At 61.9% G+C, this 17,491-nt stretch carries 16 protein-coding genes and 1 pseudogene; 5 read left to right on the forward strand and 12 right to left on the reverse strand.

Going from position 1 to position 17,491, the window contains the following annotated elements; translation table 11 throughout:
* Nucleotides 1-73 precede the first annotated feature (73 nt).
* Both ACP4XC_RS09685 and ACP4XC_RS09690 read left to right on the forward strand, forming a co-directional pair.
* Nucleotides 74-1,009 carry a carbohydrate kinase family protein gene (locus ACP4XC_RS09685; protein WP_427174719.1) on the forward strand — a complete coding sequence of 312 codons (936 nt, stop codon included), beginning with the start codon at nt 74-76 and terminating at the stop codon, nt 1,007-1,009.
* Between the two features lie 100 nt (nt 1,010-1,109).
* Nucleotides 1,110-2,108, forward strand: coding sequence for an aldo/keto reductase family protein (locus ACP4XC_RS09690; protein ID WP_427174720.1), 999 nt, complete (start codon nt 1,110-1,112; stop codon nt 2,106-2,108).
* Between the two features lie 261 nt (nt 2,109-2,369).
* Here ACP4XC_RS09690 and ACP4XC_RS09695 read toward each other — a convergent pair whose 3' ends face one another.
* The 8 genes from ACP4XC_RS09695 to ACP4XC_RS09730 all read right to left on the reverse strand — a co-directional run bounded on the left by ACP4XC_RS09695 (nt 2,370) and on the right by ACP4XC_RS09730 (nt 11,339).
* Nucleotides 2,370-2,642, reverse strand: a complete 273-nt coding sequence (locus ACP4XC_RS09695; RefSeq protein WP_427174721.1) for a hypothetical protein — start codon at nt 2,640-2,642, stop codon at nt 2,370-2,372.
* Between the two features lie 289 nt (nt 2,643-2,931).
* Entirely contained in the window at nt 2,932-4,470 is a 1,539-nt protein-coding gene (locus tag ACP4XC_RS09700) for a glycoside hydrolase family 32 protein (RefSeq protein ID WP_427174723.1), read from the reverse strand.
* Complete coding sequence (locus ACP4XC_RS09705) at nt 4,463-5,416, reverse strand: carbohydrate kinase family protein (RefSeq protein ID WP_427174724.1); 954 nt, start codon at nt 5,414-5,416, stop codon at nt 4,463-4,465. Before ACP4XC_RS09705 ends, ACP4XC_RS09700 begins: the two co-directional genes overlap by 8 nt.
* 49 nt (nt 5,417-5,465) lie before the next feature.
* The gene (locus ACP4XC_RS09710) at nt 5,466-6,557 is read right to left on the reverse strand and encodes a LacI family DNA-binding transcriptional regulator (RefSeq protein ID WP_427174726.1); all 1,092 of its coding nucleotides are present in this window, start codon (nt 6,555-6,557) and stop codon (nt 5,466-5,468) included.
* 108 nt (nt 6,558-6,665) lie between these two features.
* A complete protein-coding gene (locus tag ACP4XC_RS09715; protein ID WP_427174727.1) occupies nt 6,666-8,036 on the reverse strand; it encodes a NosD domain-containing protein in 1,371 nt (456 codons plus the stop codon).
* A 28-nt stretch (nt 8,037-8,064) separates the two neighbouring features.
* The gene (locus ACP4XC_RS09720) at nt 8,065-8,988 is read right to left on the reverse strand and encodes a carbohydrate ABC transporter permease (RefSeq protein ID WP_427175076.1); all 924 of its coding nucleotides are present in this window, start codon (nt 8,986-8,988) and stop codon (nt 8,065-8,067) included.
* Between the two features lie 113 nt (nt 8,989-9,101).
* Nucleotides 9,102-9,989, reverse strand: coding sequence for a carbohydrate ABC transporter permease (locus ACP4XC_RS09725; RefSeq protein ID WP_427174728.1), 888 nt, complete (start codon nt 9,987-9,989; stop codon nt 9,102-9,104).
* Between the two features lie 69 nt (nt 9,990-10,058).
* The gene (locus tag ACP4XC_RS09730; RefSeq protein ID WP_427174729.1) at nt 10,059-11,339 is read right to left on the reverse strand and encodes an ABC transporter substrate-binding protein; all 1,281 of its coding nucleotides are present in this window, start codon (nt 11,337-11,339) and stop codon (nt 10,059-10,061) included.
* A gap of 393 nt (nt 11,340-11,732) precedes the next feature.
* Here ACP4XC_RS09730 and ACP4XC_RS09735 point away from each other — a divergent pair, with 393 nt between their 5' ends.
* The gene (locus tag ACP4XC_RS09735) at nt 11,733-13,085 is read left to right on the forward strand and encodes a NosD domain-containing protein (protein ID WP_427174730.1); all 1,353 of its coding nucleotides are present in this window, start codon (nt 11,733-11,735) and stop codon (nt 13,083-13,085) included.
* Nucleotides 13,086-13,391: 306 nt separating this feature from the next.
* Here the strand turns inward: ACP4XC_RS09735 and ACP4XC_RS09740 are convergent, their stop codons facing one another.
* Both ACP4XC_RS09740 and ACP4XC_RS09745 read right to left on the reverse strand, forming a co-directional pair.
* Nucleotides 13,392-13,811 carry an ABC transporter permease subunit gene (locus tag ACP4XC_RS09740; protein ID WP_427175077.1) on the reverse strand — a complete coding sequence of 140 codons (420 nt, stop codon included), beginning with the start codon at nt 13,809-13,811 and terminating at the stop codon, nt 13,392-13,394.
* On the reverse strand, nt 13,745-13,975 hold the full coding sequence (locus tag ACP4XC_RS09745) for a hypothetical protein (protein ID WP_427174731.1): 231 nt from the start codon (nt 13,973-13,975) through the stop codon (nt 13,745-13,747). Before ACP4XC_RS09745 ends, ACP4XC_RS09740 begins: the two co-directional genes overlap by 67 nt.
* 203 nt (nt 13,976-14,178) lie before the next feature.
* Here ACP4XC_RS09745 and ACP4XC_RS09750 point away from each other — a divergent pair.
* A pseudogene (locus ACP4XC_RS09750) lies at nt 14,179-15,331 on the forward strand (IS3 family transposase).
* A gap of 198 nt (nt 15,332-15,529) precedes the next feature.
* Nucleotides 15,530-15,937, forward strand: a complete 408-nt coding sequence (locus ACP4XC_RS09755) for a hypothetical protein (RefSeq protein ID WP_427174733.1) — start codon at nt 15,530-15,532, stop codon at nt 15,935-15,937.
* Between the two features lie 219 nt (nt 15,938-16,156).
* Here the strand turns inward: ACP4XC_RS09755 and ACP4XC_RS09760 are convergent, their stop codons facing one another.
* Nucleotides 16,157-16,795 (reverse strand): DUF1453 domain-containing protein, encoded by a 639-nt coding sequence (locus ACP4XC_RS09760; protein WP_427174734.1) that lies wholly within the window; start codon nt 16,793-16,795, stop codon nt 16,157-16,159.
* The gene (locus ACP4XC_RS09765) at nt 16,785-17,357 is read right to left on the reverse strand and encodes a hypothetical protein (protein WP_427174735.1); all 573 of its coding nucleotides are present in this window, start codon (nt 17,355-17,357) and stop codon (nt 16,785-16,787) included. Before ACP4XC_RS09765 ends, ACP4XC_RS09760 begins: the two co-directional genes overlap by 11 nt.
* Nucleotides 17,358-17,491: the final 134 nt, after the last annotated feature.

Genomic DNA, 17,491 nt, shown 5'->3' on the forward strand with positions numbered 1-17,491 from the left:
GCACGGCCGGCAGCTTGAATGCCGTCTCCTCCAGCGCGAGGGCGGCAGCACCCCACCTGAAGAAAGACATGACATGCACCATCTCGAGTCCGCCGGCCCGTCCCGGCAGTTCCTGGACGTCGTCGTCGTCGGCGAAGCCCTCATCGACGTCGTCACCTCGCCCGAGGGGACAAGCGAATACCCAGGCGGTTCACCCGCCAACGTCGCCTATGGGCTTGGACGGCTCGGCATCAACACCGGGCTGTTGACCGCCATCGGCGACGATGAACGCGGCGCAGCCATCGAACGGCACCTCCACAGTGCCGGCGTCACGCTCCTACCCGGCTCAAACTCCCTGGACCGGACCGCCTCGGCGACTGCGACGCTCGCCCCGGACGGGTCCGCCAGCTACGACTTCGACATTTCCTGGGCCCTGGAACCGGTCGCTCCCGCATACGTTCCGAAAATCCTTCACACCGGCTCGATAGCCACCTTCCTCGCACCCGGCGCGGACGCGGTCAAAGCCCTCCTGCAACAGTGCCGCCACGAATGCATGATCACCTATGACCCCAACATCAGGCCCGCGCTCCTCGGCAGCCACGCCGAGGCCATATCCATCTTCGAAGCCCTGGTTCACCTGACCGACGTCGTCAAACTCAGCGATGAGGACGCCCAATGGCTCTACCCCCGGAAGGACTTGGCCGACACCGCCGCGCACCTCCTCGGGCTGGGTGCCGGCCTGGCAGTCATCACCCAAGGATCACAAGGTTCACTGCTCGCCACAACTGCAACACAGCTGAACATCCCATCAGTGACATCCGGTGTCGCCGACACGATCGGCGCCGGCGACTCGTACATGGCAGCCCTGATCCTGGGGCTCCTTACCCGCGGAACCGACGGCCTCGCGCCCGCAGTTCTGGAGCAGCTGGGACGTACCGCCTCCATGGCCGCCGCCATCACCGTGCGCCGCCCGGGCGCGAATCCGCCGACCCTTCAGGAACTCCGGACACACCTGCAGCCAGCCTCCTAGCCATGGCCGCACAACCCATCTTTTGACACTTTCAGAATCTCCCGGGCTGCCACCTGCCCGGCAGCCCCGGCAGCGTCTGACTCCGAAAGGCACTACGAGCATGGAATACCGCAAACTTGGCTCCTCCGGCATGTACATCAGTGAACTGGCCTATGGGAACTGGGCCACCCACGGTGAGCAGATCGACCAGGACGCTGCAACGGCCTGCGTCCGGCAGGCCCTGGATCTGGGCATCACCACCTTCGACACCGCCGACGCCTACGCCGGCACCCGCGCGGAACACGCGCTGGGTGAAGCTCTAGCCGGTGTGCGGCGAGAATGCGTTGAAGTCTTCACTAAGGTCTATTTCCCCACCGGCGAGGGCCGGAATGACCGCGGCCTGTCCCGCAAGCACATCATCGAATCCATCAACGGCTCCCTGAAGCGGCTGCAGACCGACTACGTGGACCTCTATCAGGCCCACCGCTTCGACTACGAGACGCCGCTGGAAGAAACCATGCAGGCCTTCGCGGACGCCGTCCGTCAAGGTAAAGCCCTGTATATCGGCGTCTCCGAATGGACCGTGGACGAAATCCGCGCCGGCACCGCCCTCGCCCGGGAACTTGGCATTCACCTGATCTCCAACCAGCCCCAGTACTCCATGCTCTGGCGGGTCATCGAAAGAGAAGTCGTCCCCACCTGTGAGGAGCTTGGCCTGGGCCAGATCTGCTGGTCACCCATGGCCCAGGGCGTGCTGACCGGAAAATACGTCCCCGGCCAAGCTGCCCCGGCAGCGTCCCGTTTCACAGGCGAGAACGGCAAACTCAAGTCTGATAACCGTTACCTGGCTGAAGGCATCCTCACCCGCGTCCAGCAGCTCAGACCACTCGCCGCGGACGCCGGCCTGTCCATGGCCGCCCTCGCCGTCGCCTGGGTACTGCAAAATCCCAACGTCTCGGCCGCCATCGTCGGCGCCTCACGCCCGGACCAACTTATCGACACCGCCACCGCAGCCGGGATGAAACTTGACCCCGCCCTGCTAGCCAAAATCGATGACATCCTGGACCCGGTCATTGAACGAGACCCCACCAAAGTGGAATCCTTCAAGACCCGCCCATGAAAGGAATCTTCTGGCTCACGCCCACATAGTTGGGCGGGGGAGTGTCCGAATAGTCGTGGATCCACCGCTATGCAGACAGTCCCAGACAGTCCCGACTTGATGTGTGAGTTGATCTGCAGCCCGAGCGTATGGAGACGACGAATGCAAGATCAAACAGGAGTTCCAGGGTGCGGCAGTCCAGTTTCGTGCGTCGATCTTGCGTCTTCGCATCTTGGCAGGTCCGTGGCGCCGTATAAGGACCCCGGCGGCGGTGACTCGTGGTCAGGCAATGAGTCTTCTGGCTGGCTGTTTCACTGTTCGCATCGGCGATAGTGCCCGAGGACCGCTTTCTTCCTTTGTCATATCAGTGTCCTCGGGCGGGAAAACCGACGCATCGCCGGCATTGACGGCGGCGGCATAGACCAGATCAACATCGTCAACAACGACATACAGGCCCGCCCCGGTCGACCTCCCAACAAGCGGAGCGACAACATAGTCGCTGTCATCGCTCGCGAGCATGACGGCAACCTCGTCCATCGGCAGTTCAGAGTGCATCACCCTACCGTCAGGACCGTCCTGACGGACGGACGGAGCCGATGGCTTCCAGCCAGGCAATTGCGGCAAGGGTGTCGGCGTAGCTCAAGTAGGGCGCCAGCTTGGATGCCATACCAGCATTTTACGTCGATCAAGGAGTGCTCGACTTCGGCTCAGACATCACCCAAAAAGGCACCGACCCCCGCCGCCTCCAACTCCATAACGGCCGATAGACCAATCGTGGGCTCCCCGCCGGTGGCTGGCCATCTTTCCGGCAGGACCTGGTGGGCACTGTGGCAGGGTGCTGTCATTAGGACAAGGACGTGACGGCCAGTTTCCGCACCATGGCCGTGCCGCCTTCCACGCGCATCTCGGTGCCTAGGTTCCCGGACAGGGGAAACACCAGATCGCTCAGAACAACCCGGCCCTCTTGGGCGAAGACCTCCACAGAGCACTCGTCGACGATTATCCTTAGCCTAAGCACGCCGCCGTCGAGCTTCAGTGGTGCCGAGTCGGCGGACGCGAACTTTCCGTGGAAGGCGGTGTTTCCGGATTTTCGGCGATCCAGGGTGAGGCTGCTCGTCACGGCATCGAAGCTGAGAACCGTTGCGGCGCTCCCGCGCGATGCGCCGAGAAGCCTGAACGCAATGCTCCGTGCCGTGCCGGGCAGGATCTCGGCCTCGATCAGCTGGGCTGATCCGGGCATCGCGTCGGGCAGTGGCAGCAGGGAGTCGCGAAGTTCCATGTTCTGGATGGTGAGGGCCGGCTCCCCACAGTCCAACGGCAGCACAGGGCGCTGCACCAGGCGCGGCAAGCCGTCCACCATCGCGAGCTCGACCTCCCGGGCAAGCGACATACTGGAGCGCCACGGAGACGTGGGCAAGGAGTTGGCGTAGTCCCAGTTGTTCATCCAGCCGATCATGATGCGGCGGTTCTCCGGAGCGTTGCTAAAGGAGACGGCGGCGTAGTAGTCACGTCCCCAGTCGAGCCACAGACAGTGTCTGAGATCGACGTTCCCGTCGGCATCCGCTGGAACGAGCGAGTCAGGGTCGGCGGTGAACCGCACCCCGTCGAAGTCGCCGACGAAGTATTGCCCTCCGGAGCCGCCGGCCACGGCACCCGGGTTGATATTTACCACCAGGACCCATTTGACGTTCTCTGCATCTCCTTCGACGGGCAGCGGGAAGAGGTCGGGGCATTCCCATTCGCCACCGCTGGCGTTGGCGGGGCCGAAGGTGCTTAGGTAATCCCAGTCCTTGAGGTCGGCCGAGCGGTACAGCACAACCTGCTGATGCTGGGCCTCCACCGCCACCATGATCCAGCAGGAACCGGCCGGTCCCTCGTAGCGGAACACCTTGGGATCCCGGAAATGGGCCGAGCCGCGGCCAAGCACCGGGTTGCCTGCGTATTTGGTCCACGTCATGCCGGCGTCCGTGGAGAACGCGAGAGACTGGGCTTGTGTCCCTTGGTGCACCGAACCTTCCTTGAAGGCGCTCGTGTAGATGGCCACCAAGGCCGGATCTTCTGCTGTGCCGAATCCCGACGTATTGCCGCGGTCCGCCACGATGCTGCCGGAATAGACGTCTTCTTCCTCGTCGCAGGCGATGGCAACCGGGTGTTCGGTCCAGTGCAGAAGGTCCGTTGAGGTGGCGTGTCCCCAGGACATGTTGCCCCAGATGTTGTCGAAGGGGTTGTTTTGGTAGAAGAGGTGGTAGACGCCCTGGTGCCATACGAGCCCGTTGGGGTCGTTCAGCCACGTGTTCTTGGCTGTGTAGTGAAGTATCGGCCGCATGTTGGGGGCGGTTTCTGCGGCGCGGCCCCCGGCAGGGTGTGTTGTTGTTTCAGTCATCGGAGTTCTTTCGGGAAGTCTGGGCCAGTTCCAGGGAGCGGATCAGTTCCGCCCGCGTGGGCGGGTTCGCTCCGTGTCGCCCGACCGTTATGGCCGCAGCGAGCGAGGCGGCTGTTCCCAGGCGGGTGAGTTTGCCATAGCCGAAACCGTCCTCGGGGTCCTCGATGAGGCCGGCGATAAGCGAGGACATGTAGGAGTCGCCCGCGCCGACAGTATCTTTGACGAGTACTGGTGGTGCCGGCACTTCGATCTCGGCGGCATTCGACCGCAGATAGGATCCGGATGCGCCATCGGTGATGATTGCCAGTTCTGTCCCGAGATCAAGCAGCCGCCGCGCGACGTCGTGAGCAGACGTGCGCGGGTAAAGCCACTGGGCATCGTCCGAACTGAGCTTCACAACGGTAGCCAGGGCAACTGTGTGTTCGAAGGTCCTGAGCGCTTCAGTGTGGCTGTGGAGCAGTGTCGGGCGGATGTTGGGGTCGTACGTGATCAAGCAACGGCGGGAGAACAGTTCCAGCAGGGACCGGACTTGGGTTGCTCCGGGTTCCGTGAAGGAGGCCAGTGACCCCGTATGCAGCACCTGCGGGAGGAATGTGGGGCTGATTTGGGGGAGGTTCCAGTCGAAGTCGAATTCGTACTCTGCGGAGCCGCTGCTGTCCAGAAGTGCCCTGGCAGTGGATGTGCGGTTGAGGTGTTCGGCTCCCGGTAGCAGGCGTACGCCCGCGGTTCCCAGGTGCCGTTGGATGCTCTTGCTGCGTTCATCCCTGCCCAGGGCGGTGAGAAATGCGGTGCTGACGCCTAGCCGGCCGAGTCCGAACGCGACGTTCATACCCGATCCGCCGGGGAACTCGACGGGTCCTGCGGCGGTATCAATGATGTCGATTATGGCCTCGCCGACGACGACGACATCCGTTTCAGGGCATGGCGGAACTGGGGTGATGTGCATTTGCGGTCCTTGGAGGGGTGGGCGCGTCTGTTATTGGACGCGCTCGAGGTCAGGTGTTGGCGTGTGTAGGAGAGTCCGGTGCCGCTCTACTGGAAGCGTTCTTATGTATTGGGGAGGCGACGGAATCGCGAAGAACCAGGGGACAGGGAAGGAGGGTTGGATGAGCGGCGAACAGCTGCAGGTCGGTTTTTCCTTCGATGGCGTCGATCAGGTTTTCGGTTGCCCAGGCGCCCATTTCGTAGTGGGGCAGGGCGACGGTTGTCAGCGCGGGGTAGAGGTTTTCGGCGATGAGTTGTTGGTTGTCGAAGCCGACGAAGGAGATGTCATCCGGAATCCTAAGGCCAAGTTCCCCGGCGGCCCGGTACGCGCCCATGGCCATGCGGTCGTTGTAGCAGAAGACGGCCGTGGGCCGGGTTTGGGGTTTCAGGAGGCGCAGGGCCGCCTGGTAGCCGCCGGGCACCTCCGAATGCTCGGACTGGACCAGTTCTTCGTGGAACGGCAGCCCGGCGTCCGCGAGTGTCTCTTTGAAGGCCCTCAGCCGGGAGTGGGTGGCCGGAACGTCGTCGGTGTTGTTGAGCATGCCGATGCGGGTGTGTCCGGCGTCGATCAGGGTTTGTACGGCCGACCTCGCACCGGCTACTTCGTCGGGGATGACGGAGGAAACGGTGTGGCTGATGTCTTCAGAGTCCACCAGGACAGCGGGGAGCCCGACGAGGTTTTTGGGGACGGCCAGTTTGCGGTGATACATCGTGGCGTACAGGATGCCGTCTACCTGCCGGTCCAGTAGATCCGCCACATCACTTTCCCTGGAATCCTGGGAGCTGGTGGTGGTGGAGTTGATGATCATGATGCGGTACCCGCGGGCACGGGCCGTCTCCTCGGCCCCCAAAATGATCCGGCCAGCGTGCGGGGTGGTGGCGATTTCCTCGCTGATGAACCCGATCATGCCCGAACGTTGGGTGCGCAGGGCCTGCGCCAGCCGGTTCGGGCCGTATCCGAGACGCTGCGCCGCTTCGTGGACCCGTTCCCTCGTCTCCACGCCCACCCGGGCGTAGGCAACGTCATTGAGGACGTGGGAGACCGTCGTGACGGAGACGCCGGCTGCGGCTGCCACGTCCTTGATGCCGACCGACTTGTTCATTGGTCTTTCACGTCCTTATGTTGATGCTGATTCTACGTCCGGGTAATTGCTGCGTGCGTTTTGTTCGTCCCAATGGCGATCCCCGGGGGCTCGCCGGGCCTGAGCGGGCTACTGGGCCACAAGTGGTGCGTGTGCCGCCTGGAAACCGACCGTGGGTGTGGCCCTAAAGGCGTTGACAGCCCTGTCTGCGATAACTTGGGCGTCACGTCCGGAATCAAGGATCGTATTCCGGGCTGATTCGGAATCGACCATGACGGCCGTAACGGCGAGGCCGTCGGATGCCTCGGTCGTCAACAGGGCGTCCACCTGAGCCGAGAAGCAGTCGTCACTTGACTTGGAGTGAACGTCCATCGCCACCACGTGGTTGTTGGAGACGAAGTTGCCAACCCCGGCCATCAGCCGGATGATGACAGGCGTCGCACCTGTCGGCCGGATGCTCTGTGAGTCGATGATCTGGGAGAAGTGGTTGCCGATGACAGAGTTGTTGCTGCCGCTGACACAGAGAAGTCCGTGGAGGTCGTTCAGTCCGTTGTCGACTCCCAGGAAGGGCGTCCAGGGCTCATGGTCATGCAGGAAGTGATTTGTGGCCACGAGGTTCTCCGAACTATTCGCTGCGAGAATCACCATCCCCGGGTAGAACGAATGCAAACGGTTGTTGGTGACGCTTGAACGCGTGACGCCGTCAAGATGGACGCTGCTCGCACCACGGGGGAAGACGTTGTTCGCGGTGATCAGGAGCCCGCCATGGTTCTGGGCGTAGATCGAGTGACCCTTGGGCCCTGCTCCGACCAGGTTGTCGGTGATCTTTGATGCCTGTCCCCACCCGCGCAGCTCGATGCAGCTTCCGCATTCAGCGATGAAGTTGTCGTGAACGGACAGCGCGTCCGCGTTGTAGATAGTGAGCGCGTTCTCAAGGTAGACGAACCCCATGCCAGTTACGCGGAATGAGTCATTGGCGTTCGCGACATAGATACCGGTCTTGCCGTTGACGTAGGTGTTCTCCGGATGCATCCCCGAGCCATCCGAGTTGAAGTGCAACCCGTCGATGCAGAAGTTGGAGAACTCGACCGAGCTGATCCGCGGGCTCCCGCTTCGCTCAACGTAGAAGGCGGCTCCCTTGGATTCCTCCCCGTCTCCGCCGAGGGGAATGTCGACGATAATGCGGCTCCCTCCGGGCCACAGCTCATGCAAATCGGACCATTCGTCTTCAGGAACGTTGAACCGGATGCTCGAGGACGTAAAGCCGTGTCCCGAGCCATGGATCCTGAGGAAGCTGACGTCGATCACTACCTGCGTACGAAGGTGGTAGTCCCCGGGCGGAATGTAGATCACCGCGCCTGGCTTTCCTCCATTGCTCGCATCGGTGACCGTCTGCCGGTCCTTGATGTCAGCGATGATGCTGTTAATTACTTCACCGACGTCCTCGGACGGGTTGCCGACGGGCCAGGTGGTCACGTCGTAGTAGTTGTTGCTTGACATAGGTTCTTCCCCTTTGTGCTGTGGCTTCTCAGCCCTTGACGGCGCCGAGCGTCATGCCTGCGACGATCTTGCGCTGCAAGAGAAGCGTGAGAAGGATGACCGGGATGGAGAACACGGCCGCAAGCGCAGTCATGGATCCCCAGTCGAGTCCGAACTGGGTCTGGAAGTTGGCGATAACCACCGGGGTGGTCTGGGACCGGACGGCGGTCATCAGCAGTGCGAACAGGAACTCATTCCAGGACGCGAGGAAGGCGAAGATTGCCGTGACGGCGATGCCTCCGGACACCACCGGAATGACCACCCGCCACAAGGCGCCCAGCCGGCTGCAGCCGTCCACCGTAGCCGCTTCCTCCAGGTCCTGCGGAACGGCTTCGAAGAAGCTGGACATCAGCCAGATGGAAAGCGGCAGGGAGATGGTGGTGTGGGCGATCGACAGTGCGATCGGAGTGTCGGCCAAACCAACACCGGCCATCATGGACGCGAGCGGGATGCCGATGGCGACGGGCGGGACCATCCTGGTGACCAGGGCAGCCATGATGAATACCCTGCCGCTGGGGGTCTTGTAGCGGGTGATGCCGTAGGCGGCGGGGATGGCGAGCACAAGGGACAGTATGGTGCTGATGATGGCCGTCTGGACGCTGTTGATGAACGACGGGAGGACCCCGCTGCGGCCAAGGGCGTTGGTGTAGTTCTCCAGCGTCCATTCCCGGGGCAGGATGGTGGGCGGTACCGCGATGGTGTCGATCGGAGTCTTGAATGACGTGAACAGCAGGTACAGGAACGGAAAACTGTAGAGCACCATGGCCGCGGCCAGCAGGATCCAGAGCAGGGTCCGCGTGCCGCGCTTTGCGGCCTCGAGGCCTTCCGCGTTGTAGCGGCGGCGCCGCTTGGGGGTACTTGCGGGAGCCTCGGTGGTAGGCAATGGCGGGGCTGTTGCGGTAGCCAAAGGGATTTTGCTCCTGTCATACGCTGCGGAGACGCGTGCTGCAACGCCTGCGTGGCGTGGCCGGTAGGGGACGACGTGAGTCGACAAGGCGCCCTCGTCGGGGGTCTGGGCGGTGCTCATCAGGTGTCCGTTCCAGGCCGCCAGATGGTTGTCACGGCGAAGAATGCGACGCCGAGCATCGCGAGCAGGTAGATGGTGCCCATGGCGCTGGCCAGGCCTGGATCGCCGAATCGGATCATGGTCCGGTAGATCAGCAGGCTCATGGTCTCCGAGGCGGAGTCGGGGCCGCCGTTGGTCTGGATGAGGATCGTGTCGAAGGCCCGGGCGGCATCGATGCCGCGGACCACCAGGGCGACGGCGATCACTGGCCGCATTAGGGGAAGGATGATGCGGAACAGCAGCGCCGGAGCCTTGGCGCCGTCCAACCGGGCTGCTTCAATGAGGTCTCCGGGGATGTTCTGGAGCCCGGCGAAGAGCACCAGGCACATGAACGAGGTTGTGAGCCAGATATCCGGAACGGCCACGGAGAACAGCACGATGTCCGGGTTGGAGAGCCAGCCGATCTGGTTCGGGTTCTCCAGGATGCCGGCCTGGTGCAGGAGGGTGCCGATCAGACCGAAGTTGTCGATCATGAGGAACTTCCAGAGCAGGCCGGCCACGATCGGGGCGATCATCAGCGGATACAGGAACACTGTCCGCCAGATCTGTGACCGTTTGCCCAGCATGGTGAACAGCAGGGCCATGCCGAGCCCCAGGGTGAATTCGAGGGTGACGACGATGGTGGTGTACGCGAGGGTCCGCCATCCGGCGCCGGTGAAGGCTTCGGAGCTGAAAGCCTCAACGTAGTTGGCCACGCCAATGAATTCGCGGGTGCCGCCGACGTTGGGGGAAATTTTGTAGAAGCTGTCGGTGATGAGCCGGATTAGCGGGTAGGCCACAAACACCGCGAGGAAAACGGCGGCAGGGGTCATCAGGAACAGCGCGAAACGGCGATCAGGGATACGCACGGGATTCTCTTCTGTTTGGTGGATCTCCGCAGCCGGCACCGCTGATTGCGGGTGCCGGCCGCGAAGGGCTTACTTGATCAGGGCCTGGATCTTGGACTTGGCGTCCGCCAGCAAGGCCGTGCTGTCTCCACCGGCGACGGCCTTCTGGAGCATCGGAACCAGGACGGTGTCAACGATCTGCTGCCACTTTGCCGTTGGCGGGCGGGTTGCCGTCGCGGGAGCGTTAAGGGTTTCGATCAGCGGTTTGAAACTCTCGTAGCCCGGCTGGTCCTGATATTTCTGGAAGGCCGAGATTCGTGCTGCCAGGCCAAGGGTTGACTGAATGGCAAGATCATTGTGGTCGAAGGCGCACTTGACGAACTTCTTGGCGGCGTCGGTGTTCTTGGTTGCCTTGGGCACCGAGAGGTACCAAGGGCCGGGAACACCGGCAACGCCGGCGGATCCACCGATCATCGGGGCCGTTCCGACCTTGCCGTAGACCGGGGAGTCCTTGGGGATCTGCCGGTACGCGTGGGCCCAGAACTGGGTCATCGCTGTCTTGCCCTGGTTGAAGAGATTCTGGGCGGCGGCCCAGTCGACCTGGGCCGCCCCGGCCGGGGCGTCCTTGACGAGGCTGGTGTAGAAATCCAGTGCTTGTTTGTGGGCCGCATTGTCGATCACGACGTTGTTGTTGCTGTCCAGGACCATGGGCGATCCGGCCTGAAGCACATGGGCGAGGTACTCGGTTTCGACGCCTCCCTTGACGTCCGTGCCGTACATGCCGTCTTTGGTGAAGAAGGCGGAGATGTCCTGGTACTGCTGCCAGGTCTTCGGCGCGGCGAGGTCGTAACCGTACTTGGCCTTGAAGTCGGCCTTGTTCTTGGCATCCTCAAAAAGGTCCTTGCGGTAGAGGACTATCTCGGCGTTGGTCCACGCCGGCATGCCGATGAAGTGGCCATTGACGTTGGCTTCCTTGACAAGAGAAGGGAAGATGTCCTTCTTTGCCTCCTCCGTGAAGAGCTCATCGATGGGCTGCAGGGCGTCTTTGAAGCTGGGGAGCCAGACGGAGTCAAGAGCCGCAACATCGAAGGAGACAGCGCCGGAGGAGAACTCACTGGAGAGACGGTTGAAGAGGCCGTCATAAGGGAGTTCAACGAAGTTGACGCTGATCCCGGTGTCCTTCTTGCACTGGTCGGCGATGGGCTGCAGTTCTGCATGTCCGCCCGCCTCCACCAGGACGTTGATGGAGTTGCTCGCCGCGCCCCCGGACGTCGCCGGGCCCCCTGCGCCGCATGCGGTCGCGGCTAGGATCACCGCAGTTGAAAGACCGCCGAGAGCGGCAAGCCTGGAGATTGTTTTTCGAGAGGACATCGCTGTCGACTCCCTTTCTCGGGAACGGAAATAAAGATTGAGTGACATGTGAAAAACCGTTTTGCCAAAACGACTTGGCATAAGACTAGGCATAGAGGACGGAGGGTGTCAAGGGTCACAAATGATTGGCAGAGGCGGTCGGGTGTGCCAAAAACTTCTGTCCAGATTTTGGCGTTGACAGCTGGCTTGCCGTACTTCTAGTGTCATCTTTCGTTGGCCCAAACGGTTTGGCATATCAGTTGTGGCATCAGTCCACGTGGGACATCAGGCGTTTCCCGGAATAAAAGCGTCATGCCGCCGACGCGGATGACCAGGACAGTCAGGTATTCGGCTGCCCAGCCCGGCAGTACCCGATTCTGAACAACAGCAGTCTTATCTCACAGAGGAGAACCCGTGGTAACCGGCAAGAATCAAGAAAATCCGACTCCAAGCCGCCGCCGGCTGATCGGCGCAGGAGCCGCCGGAACGCTTGCGGCTGCATTGAGTTTCGGAACAACGCAGAACGCTAATGCGGCCGACGGCCAGCAAGGGGCACCACTCAATTCGCCCAACACGTACGACGTAACGACATGGCGGATCAAGGCGCACCCGGGCGTTACCGCGCAGTCCGACATCGGGGCGGTCATCAACGACATCATTGCCGACATCAAGCAGCGGCAGTCGTCCCCGGACGCGCGTCCCGGAGCCGCGATCATCATCCCTCCGGGCGACTACGATCTGCACACCCAGGTTGTCGTCGATGTGAGCTACCTGACAATCGCAGGCTTCGGGCATGGCTTCTTCTCCCGAAGCATCCTTGACAACTCGAACCCGACCGGATGGCAGAACCTCCAGCCCGGAGCCAGCCACATCCGCGTCCTGACCTCTCCGAGCGCGCCCCAGGCGTTCCTCGTCAAGCGGGCGGGGGATCCGCGTCTCTCAGGAATCGTGTTCCGGGACTTCTGCCTCGACGGAGTCGGTTTCACCCCCGAGAAGAACAGCTACCACAACGGCAAGACCGGAATCGAAGTTGCCTCCGATAACGACTCCTTCCACATCACCGGAATGGGATTCGTCTATCTCGAACATGCCCTGATCGTGCGCGGCGCGGACGCGCTCCGCGTCAGCGATAACATGATCGCCGAATGTGGCAACTGCGTCGAGCTCACCGGGGCCGGGCAGGCGACAATTGTCAGCGGCAATCACATGGGCGCCGGCCCTGACGGAGTCACTCTCCTGGCCGAGAACCACGAAGGCCTCCTCGTCACGGGCAACAACCTCTTCCCCCGAGGCCGCAGCCTCATCGAATTCACCGGCTGCAACCGGTGCTCGATCACTTCGAACAGGCTCCAGGGCTTCTACCCGGGCATGCTCCGCCTGCTGAACGGCTGCAAGGAAAACCTCATCACGGCCAACCACATCCGCCGGACCAACGAGGGGTATGCGCCGTTCATCGGCCGCGGCAACGGCCTCGACGACCTCTACGGAGTCGTCCACGTCGCGGGAGACAACAACCTCATCTCCGACAACTTCTTCGCCTACAACGTCCCGCCCGCCAACATCGCCCCCGCCGGCGCCCAACCGACACAGATCCTGATCGCCGGCGGAGATGCCAACGTGGTCGCGCTTAACCACGTGGTCAGCGACGTCCCCTCCCAGCATGTCGTTCTCGACGCATCGACCACCCACTCGAAAGTTCTCGATAGCGGGGCCGCCTCCCAGATCACCTCCTACAGCTCGGATACGGCAATACGTCCGACCCCCTGACGCACCAAGGCGCCAGGAGTGCGTCCCGAGGTACGGCCTCAATTGCCCGGGCGCACTTCCGCGTATTGCATACGTCTACGAAGTCAGGAGTGCAGAGGCTAGGTCCCCGAACTGCGGTTTCCAGCCGAAATCGTCGCGAGGTCATGACGGAACGTTTCGGGTTCTTTGGTGACCGGTAGGTCGACCTCGTCTTCGACTGCACCCAAAGACTCACCGGAGTCCGGTATCAAGGCGCCGAAGAGTGCGGTGAGGTCGGTCTGTTCGCTGCCGTGCTCGGCGACGAGTTCGAAGGTTTTGTGGTCGGCGTCATCTGATAATCAGGTATAGGGCTCCGGCGGCCAGGAAAACCCCGAAGCTGTCCGCTTCACGCCGGCTGAGCGACAGGGCGAAGGCTGTCACGTCCTGAACACCGATGACTGACGCTACGGCAGAGTCCTTCAGCAGCCCAATGAAGAAGGCAATGGCAATTGGCAGGACGGTCACAATGGCCTGGGGGACAATGACCTTCCGAAGTGCAATCGACGAGGACAAGCCCAGAGCCGTAGATGCTTCTCGCTGGCCTGCCGGTACGGCAAGCAGACCGGATCGGTAGATTTCAGCCAGGTAGCCGGCCGAAATTATCGACAGTCCAGCAATCGCGGCCGTCAGGCTGTTCAGCTTCAGGCCGAGCTGACCCAGGCCGAAGAAGAAGACAACGCGATCGGCGGGATGCCGCGGGCGATCGATGTGTAGGCTCCGGACAACAGTCGCGGAAAGGGATTCTTGGCTACTCTGGCCATCGCCAGGGGAAATGCCAAGACCCCTCCTATGATGAAGCTGGAAACGGTCAGAACGAACGTTGTTCCCAAGCCCCCGGCAATGATCTGCATTGCGCCCAGGAATCCGGTCACCTGCCGATCACCGCCTGCAGAAATTTCTGCGTCCGAGCATGTTGCGGGGTGCGCAGGACGACGCTGGGCTCTCCGGATTCGAGAATCTGCCCGTCAGCCATGAAAAGGGACTGCTGAAGGTTTGATTGACACTTTGACCTGCCCCAGGGATTGGTTACCCGAAATGGTTTGAGTTTTGGGCTCTCGCTGAGAGGCTTTCAGACATGCCAAGACCCTATCCAGCGGAATTCCGCGCACGGGCAGTCGCCCTGGTCCGGGCCGGCAAACCGATAAGCCGAGTGGCCGCCGAACTGGGCATCAGCGAGGGCGGCCTTCACAACTGGGTCCGTCAGGACCGGATCGACCGTGGCGAACGCCCAGGACTGACGACTCCGGAGAGCGCCGAGTTGGCCAAAGCGCGGAAGAGGATCCGTCAGCTGGAAACGGAAGTAGAGATCCTCAAGCGTGCAGCGAAGCTGCTCGGTGAGGACCGGCCCGACCCAAAAGAATCCACCCGGTGATCGGAGAACTTACCGGTGCCGGGTTTCCCGCGAAGGTCTGTTGCCGGCTGCTGGGCGTGAGCAGTCCCGGTTACTACAAGTACCGGAACCGGCCTATGTCACCGACCCGGATGCGCAGGCAGTGGCTGACCGGGCTCATCAGGGAGGTCCACACCGCCAGCCGCGGAACCTACGGGTCCCGCCGGATCCATGCCGAACTGACGCGGGGCATGGACGTGCGCGTCAGCGAGCATCTGGTCGCAGAGCTGATGAGTCTGGCCGGAATTGCCGGCCTTCCCGGGCCGGCCAAGGTCAAACGCCTGCGAGGCATCGCCACCAGCGATGACCTCGTCCACCGTAAATTCCACCGTCTGTCGCCGAACGAGCTCTGGGTCACGGACATCACAGAGCATCCGACAAGGGAGGGCAAGGTCTACTGCTGTGCCGTGATGGACACCTTCAGCCGCAGGATCGTTGGGTGGCCGATCGACACCAGCCAGGACTCTGTCCTGGTCGTCAACGCCCTGGACATGGCCATTAAAAACCGCCGACCCGTCCCGGGCGGCATCGTCCATGCCGACCATGGCGTCCAGTTCACGTCCTGGGCTTTTACCAACAAGATCCGCTCAGCCGGCCTGATGCCCTCGTTCGGGACGATTGGGGACGGGTATGACAACGCCATGATGGAGTCCTTCTGGTCCAGCATGCAGATCGAGCTATTGAACAGGAAACGCTGGAAGACCCGGACGGACCTGGCCAACGCGATCTTCGACTATATCGAGATTTTCTACAACCGTCAGCGCCGCCATTCCGGCTGGACTATCGGACTCCGATCGAGCACGAGCTACACTGCCAGAACCCATCCCAAACAGCCTGAGGCTCATTCTTCCCGGGGTAACCAATCCCTGGGGCAGGTCAAGCTGTCAACTAAACCTTCAGCAGTCCCGGCTGTGTTCCTTTGAGGGCGCCAAGCGCCCATCATTAGGGCCTAGCATCTTTCAATGATGCCAGGCAACGGAGGTATGGCATTGGATGGTTACGGTCTGGCGGAGACAACGGCTGGAGAATGTCTTTCATGATGGTCATGAAATCGCGCTTTTCATTGAGAACCAGCCCCACGCGTTTCGGAAGCGAACAGGAAAAATGGCAGGGCCGGCTCGACCCCGAAGCGGTTGACGCGCTTGAGGATGGAAAGCGGATTTTTAGATACGGGTACCTTCTGGTCCTGGTTTTGGCACTGGGAATTGTTGTCTTCAACTTGGTTGGTCTGCCCGCTCTGGGAATCGCTTGCGCAGGTCTTGGCTTCGCCGTTTTGGTCCCTGCCTCTGCCCGATCTATTTACCTCATGGGCCGGATGAACAAACTGGTGGGGAAGCGCTACGGAATCAAGGGCCGGTTCAGTCCTCCATTGAGCTTCAAGGTTCTGTCTTCAACCGCCGAGTTCGACCGATGGCTTCTAGCTCAACGACGGCAAAGAACGTGAGTGGGGGGCACCCGTCAGCGCATCGGATGATGACATTGAGCACCACGGCATCCCAAACGGCCCGGTAAGGGATCCCCTTCCGGGCTCAGGTGTGCGCCAAATAGCGCTGTGAAAACACCGCCATTTACCGCCGAAAGTCACACAGCAGCTGCGCGGAACATGGCGGCGCACTTCTGCGGCACGCTGATCGACCGGCCTACGTGCGTCTTCGGGTGAGGATCATCCTGGATGGTGATGCTGGAGGTGGTCGAGGAACGGTGAGGTGGTGTACGGTGCTCCGTTTTTGCCTTGCTGCCAGATAACGCGGTGTTGATGCCGTATGGCTTGGTGGAGCACGACGAGTCCTTCGGCGAGGAGACCGGCTCCGACGGTGATGAGCACGGCGCTCTGGGTGGCTGCACCGCCCTTGGGGTCTAGAGAGGAGCTGAAGATGTGAGCGCCGATTTGGATGCCCACACTCACGGTCCAGAGCGCAATGGTCGGCCAGGTGTAGCGCAGGCACGCGATGCCATCGTGAGCGTAAATGCGAACGGTGCTGCCTCTGAGTGCGCCGAGGCCGGTGCTGGCCAGAGCGGTCACCAGCAGGAAGGTTACGTTCAGTTGTGACATCTCCGTTCTCGCGGTCTGGAGCAGCCCGACGAGAATGAGGATGGCGGGCAGCAGGAGCAGCCGCTTGCCTTCGGCCTGCTGACCGATTAGCCGGCGCATCAGGACGTAAAGGACGACTGCGATTCCGAGGATCACCCCGATGGGGCCATTCAGGAGATCGGAACTCGCGCCAAGTAGGCCTCCCACATGTCCGTGTCGGCCCACGAGGTCTGCGAAGTCATCGTGCGGCGGCACTCGATCAGCGCCCATTTGAGGGGGAGGGAGCGGGCTGGCCCTCTGCGAGGCGATGGGTACTCGCGGTCATGCGGTCGTCGTGAGGTGGGAAGCGGCGGGCGCGCAGACCCAGTGCGATGATCCGGACGCTGATCATCACGCAGGGCAGGATCACGAAGCAGGGCGCGATCGCGTCCTTGGCGATGTCGTTTTCCACCATGAACCTGCCGAACCCGGTCCGGAACGGGTCAATGTTTTGCAGTGCCCAAACGAACCCAACGCGCAATCCCATCGCAACCAGCCACGTGACTGCAAATCCGACGCCGCACAGGGTGTAGAGGCGCCCGTCTGTCCCGGACCGATACATTTTGGTAAAGACGATGGCGAGCACTCCGAACGCCAGCCCGAGAACACCGCAGGCGGCGTAGGCAAGGACGTCCTGCCAGGTATGGGGAGCCTTGGCGAAGTAGATCCCGACGAAGACGGGAATCGCCACAACCGGGGGCAGCCATTTGTGCCACGTCCAGCGTCGCCGGCCGAACTGCGTCAGCATCATGTAACCGAAGAACACCGCACCGACGATGAGCGCTTCTTGCATGATCGATTCCTCCTGAACATCTTGCGGGAGCCGGGATCGACGGGTAGTCTTGTACCGCGTCCATCAATTCCAGCCCTAGGGATATATCCCTAGGGAACGACACTACCATGTCGATCACTAGATATGCATCACCA

It is taken from the genome of Arthrobacter sp. 92, from assembly GCF_050260325.1.
Taxonomy (GTDB): Bacteria; Actinomycetota; Actinomycetes; order Actinomycetales; family Micrococcaceae; genus Arthrobacter.

What these genes read in the sequence shown, in the direction of transcription:
- ACP4XC_RS09730 (WP_427174729.1), bottom strand. Translation starts at nt 11,339, where the DNA reads ATGTCCTCTCGAAAAACAATCTCCAGGCTTGCCGCTCTCGGCGGTCTT.
- ACP4XC_RS09710 (WP_427174726.1), bottom strand. Translation starts at nt 6,557, where the DNA reads ATGAACAAGTCGGTCGGCATCAAGGACGTGGCAGCCGCAGCCGGCGTC.
- ACP4XC_RS09690 (WP_427174720.1), top strand. Translation starts at nt 1,110, where the DNA reads ATGGAATACCGCAAACTTGGCTCCTCCGGCATGTACATCAGTGAACTG.
- ACP4XC_RS09760 (WP_427174734.1), bottom strand. Translation starts at nt 16,795, where the DNA reads ATGGGCGCTGATCGAGTGCCGCCGCACGATGACTTCGCAGACCTCGTG.
- ACP4XC_RS09755 (WP_427174733.1), top strand. Translation starts at nt 15,530, where the DNA reads ATGATGGTCATGAAATCGCGCTTTTCATTGAGAACCAGCCCCACGCGT.
- ACP4XC_RS09685 (WP_427174719.1), top strand. Translation starts at nt 74, where the DNA reads ATGCACCATCTCGAGTCCGCCGGCCCGTCCCGGCAGTTCCTGGACGTC.
- ACP4XC_RS09765 (WP_427174735.1), bottom strand. Translation starts at nt 17,357, where the DNA reads ATGCAAGAAGCGCTCATCGTCGGTGCGGTGTTCTTCGGTTACATGATG.
- ACP4XC_RS09695 (WP_427174721.1), bottom strand. Translation starts at nt 2,642, where the DNA reads ATGCACTCTGAACTGCCGATGGACGAGGTTGCCGTCATGCTCGCGAGC.
- ACP4XC_RS09700 (WP_427174723.1), bottom strand. Translation starts at nt 4,470, where the DNA reads ATGACTGAAACAACAACACACCCTGCCGGGGGCCGCGCCGCAGAAACC.
- ACP4XC_RS09705 (WP_427174724.1), bottom strand. Translation starts at nt 5,416, where the DNA reads ATGCACATCACCCCAGTTCCGCCATGCCCTGAAACGGATGTCGTCGTC.
- ACP4XC_RS09715 (WP_427174727.1), bottom strand. Translation starts at nt 8,036, where the DNA reads ATGTCAAGCAACAACTACTACGACGTGACCACCTGGCCCGTCGGCAAC.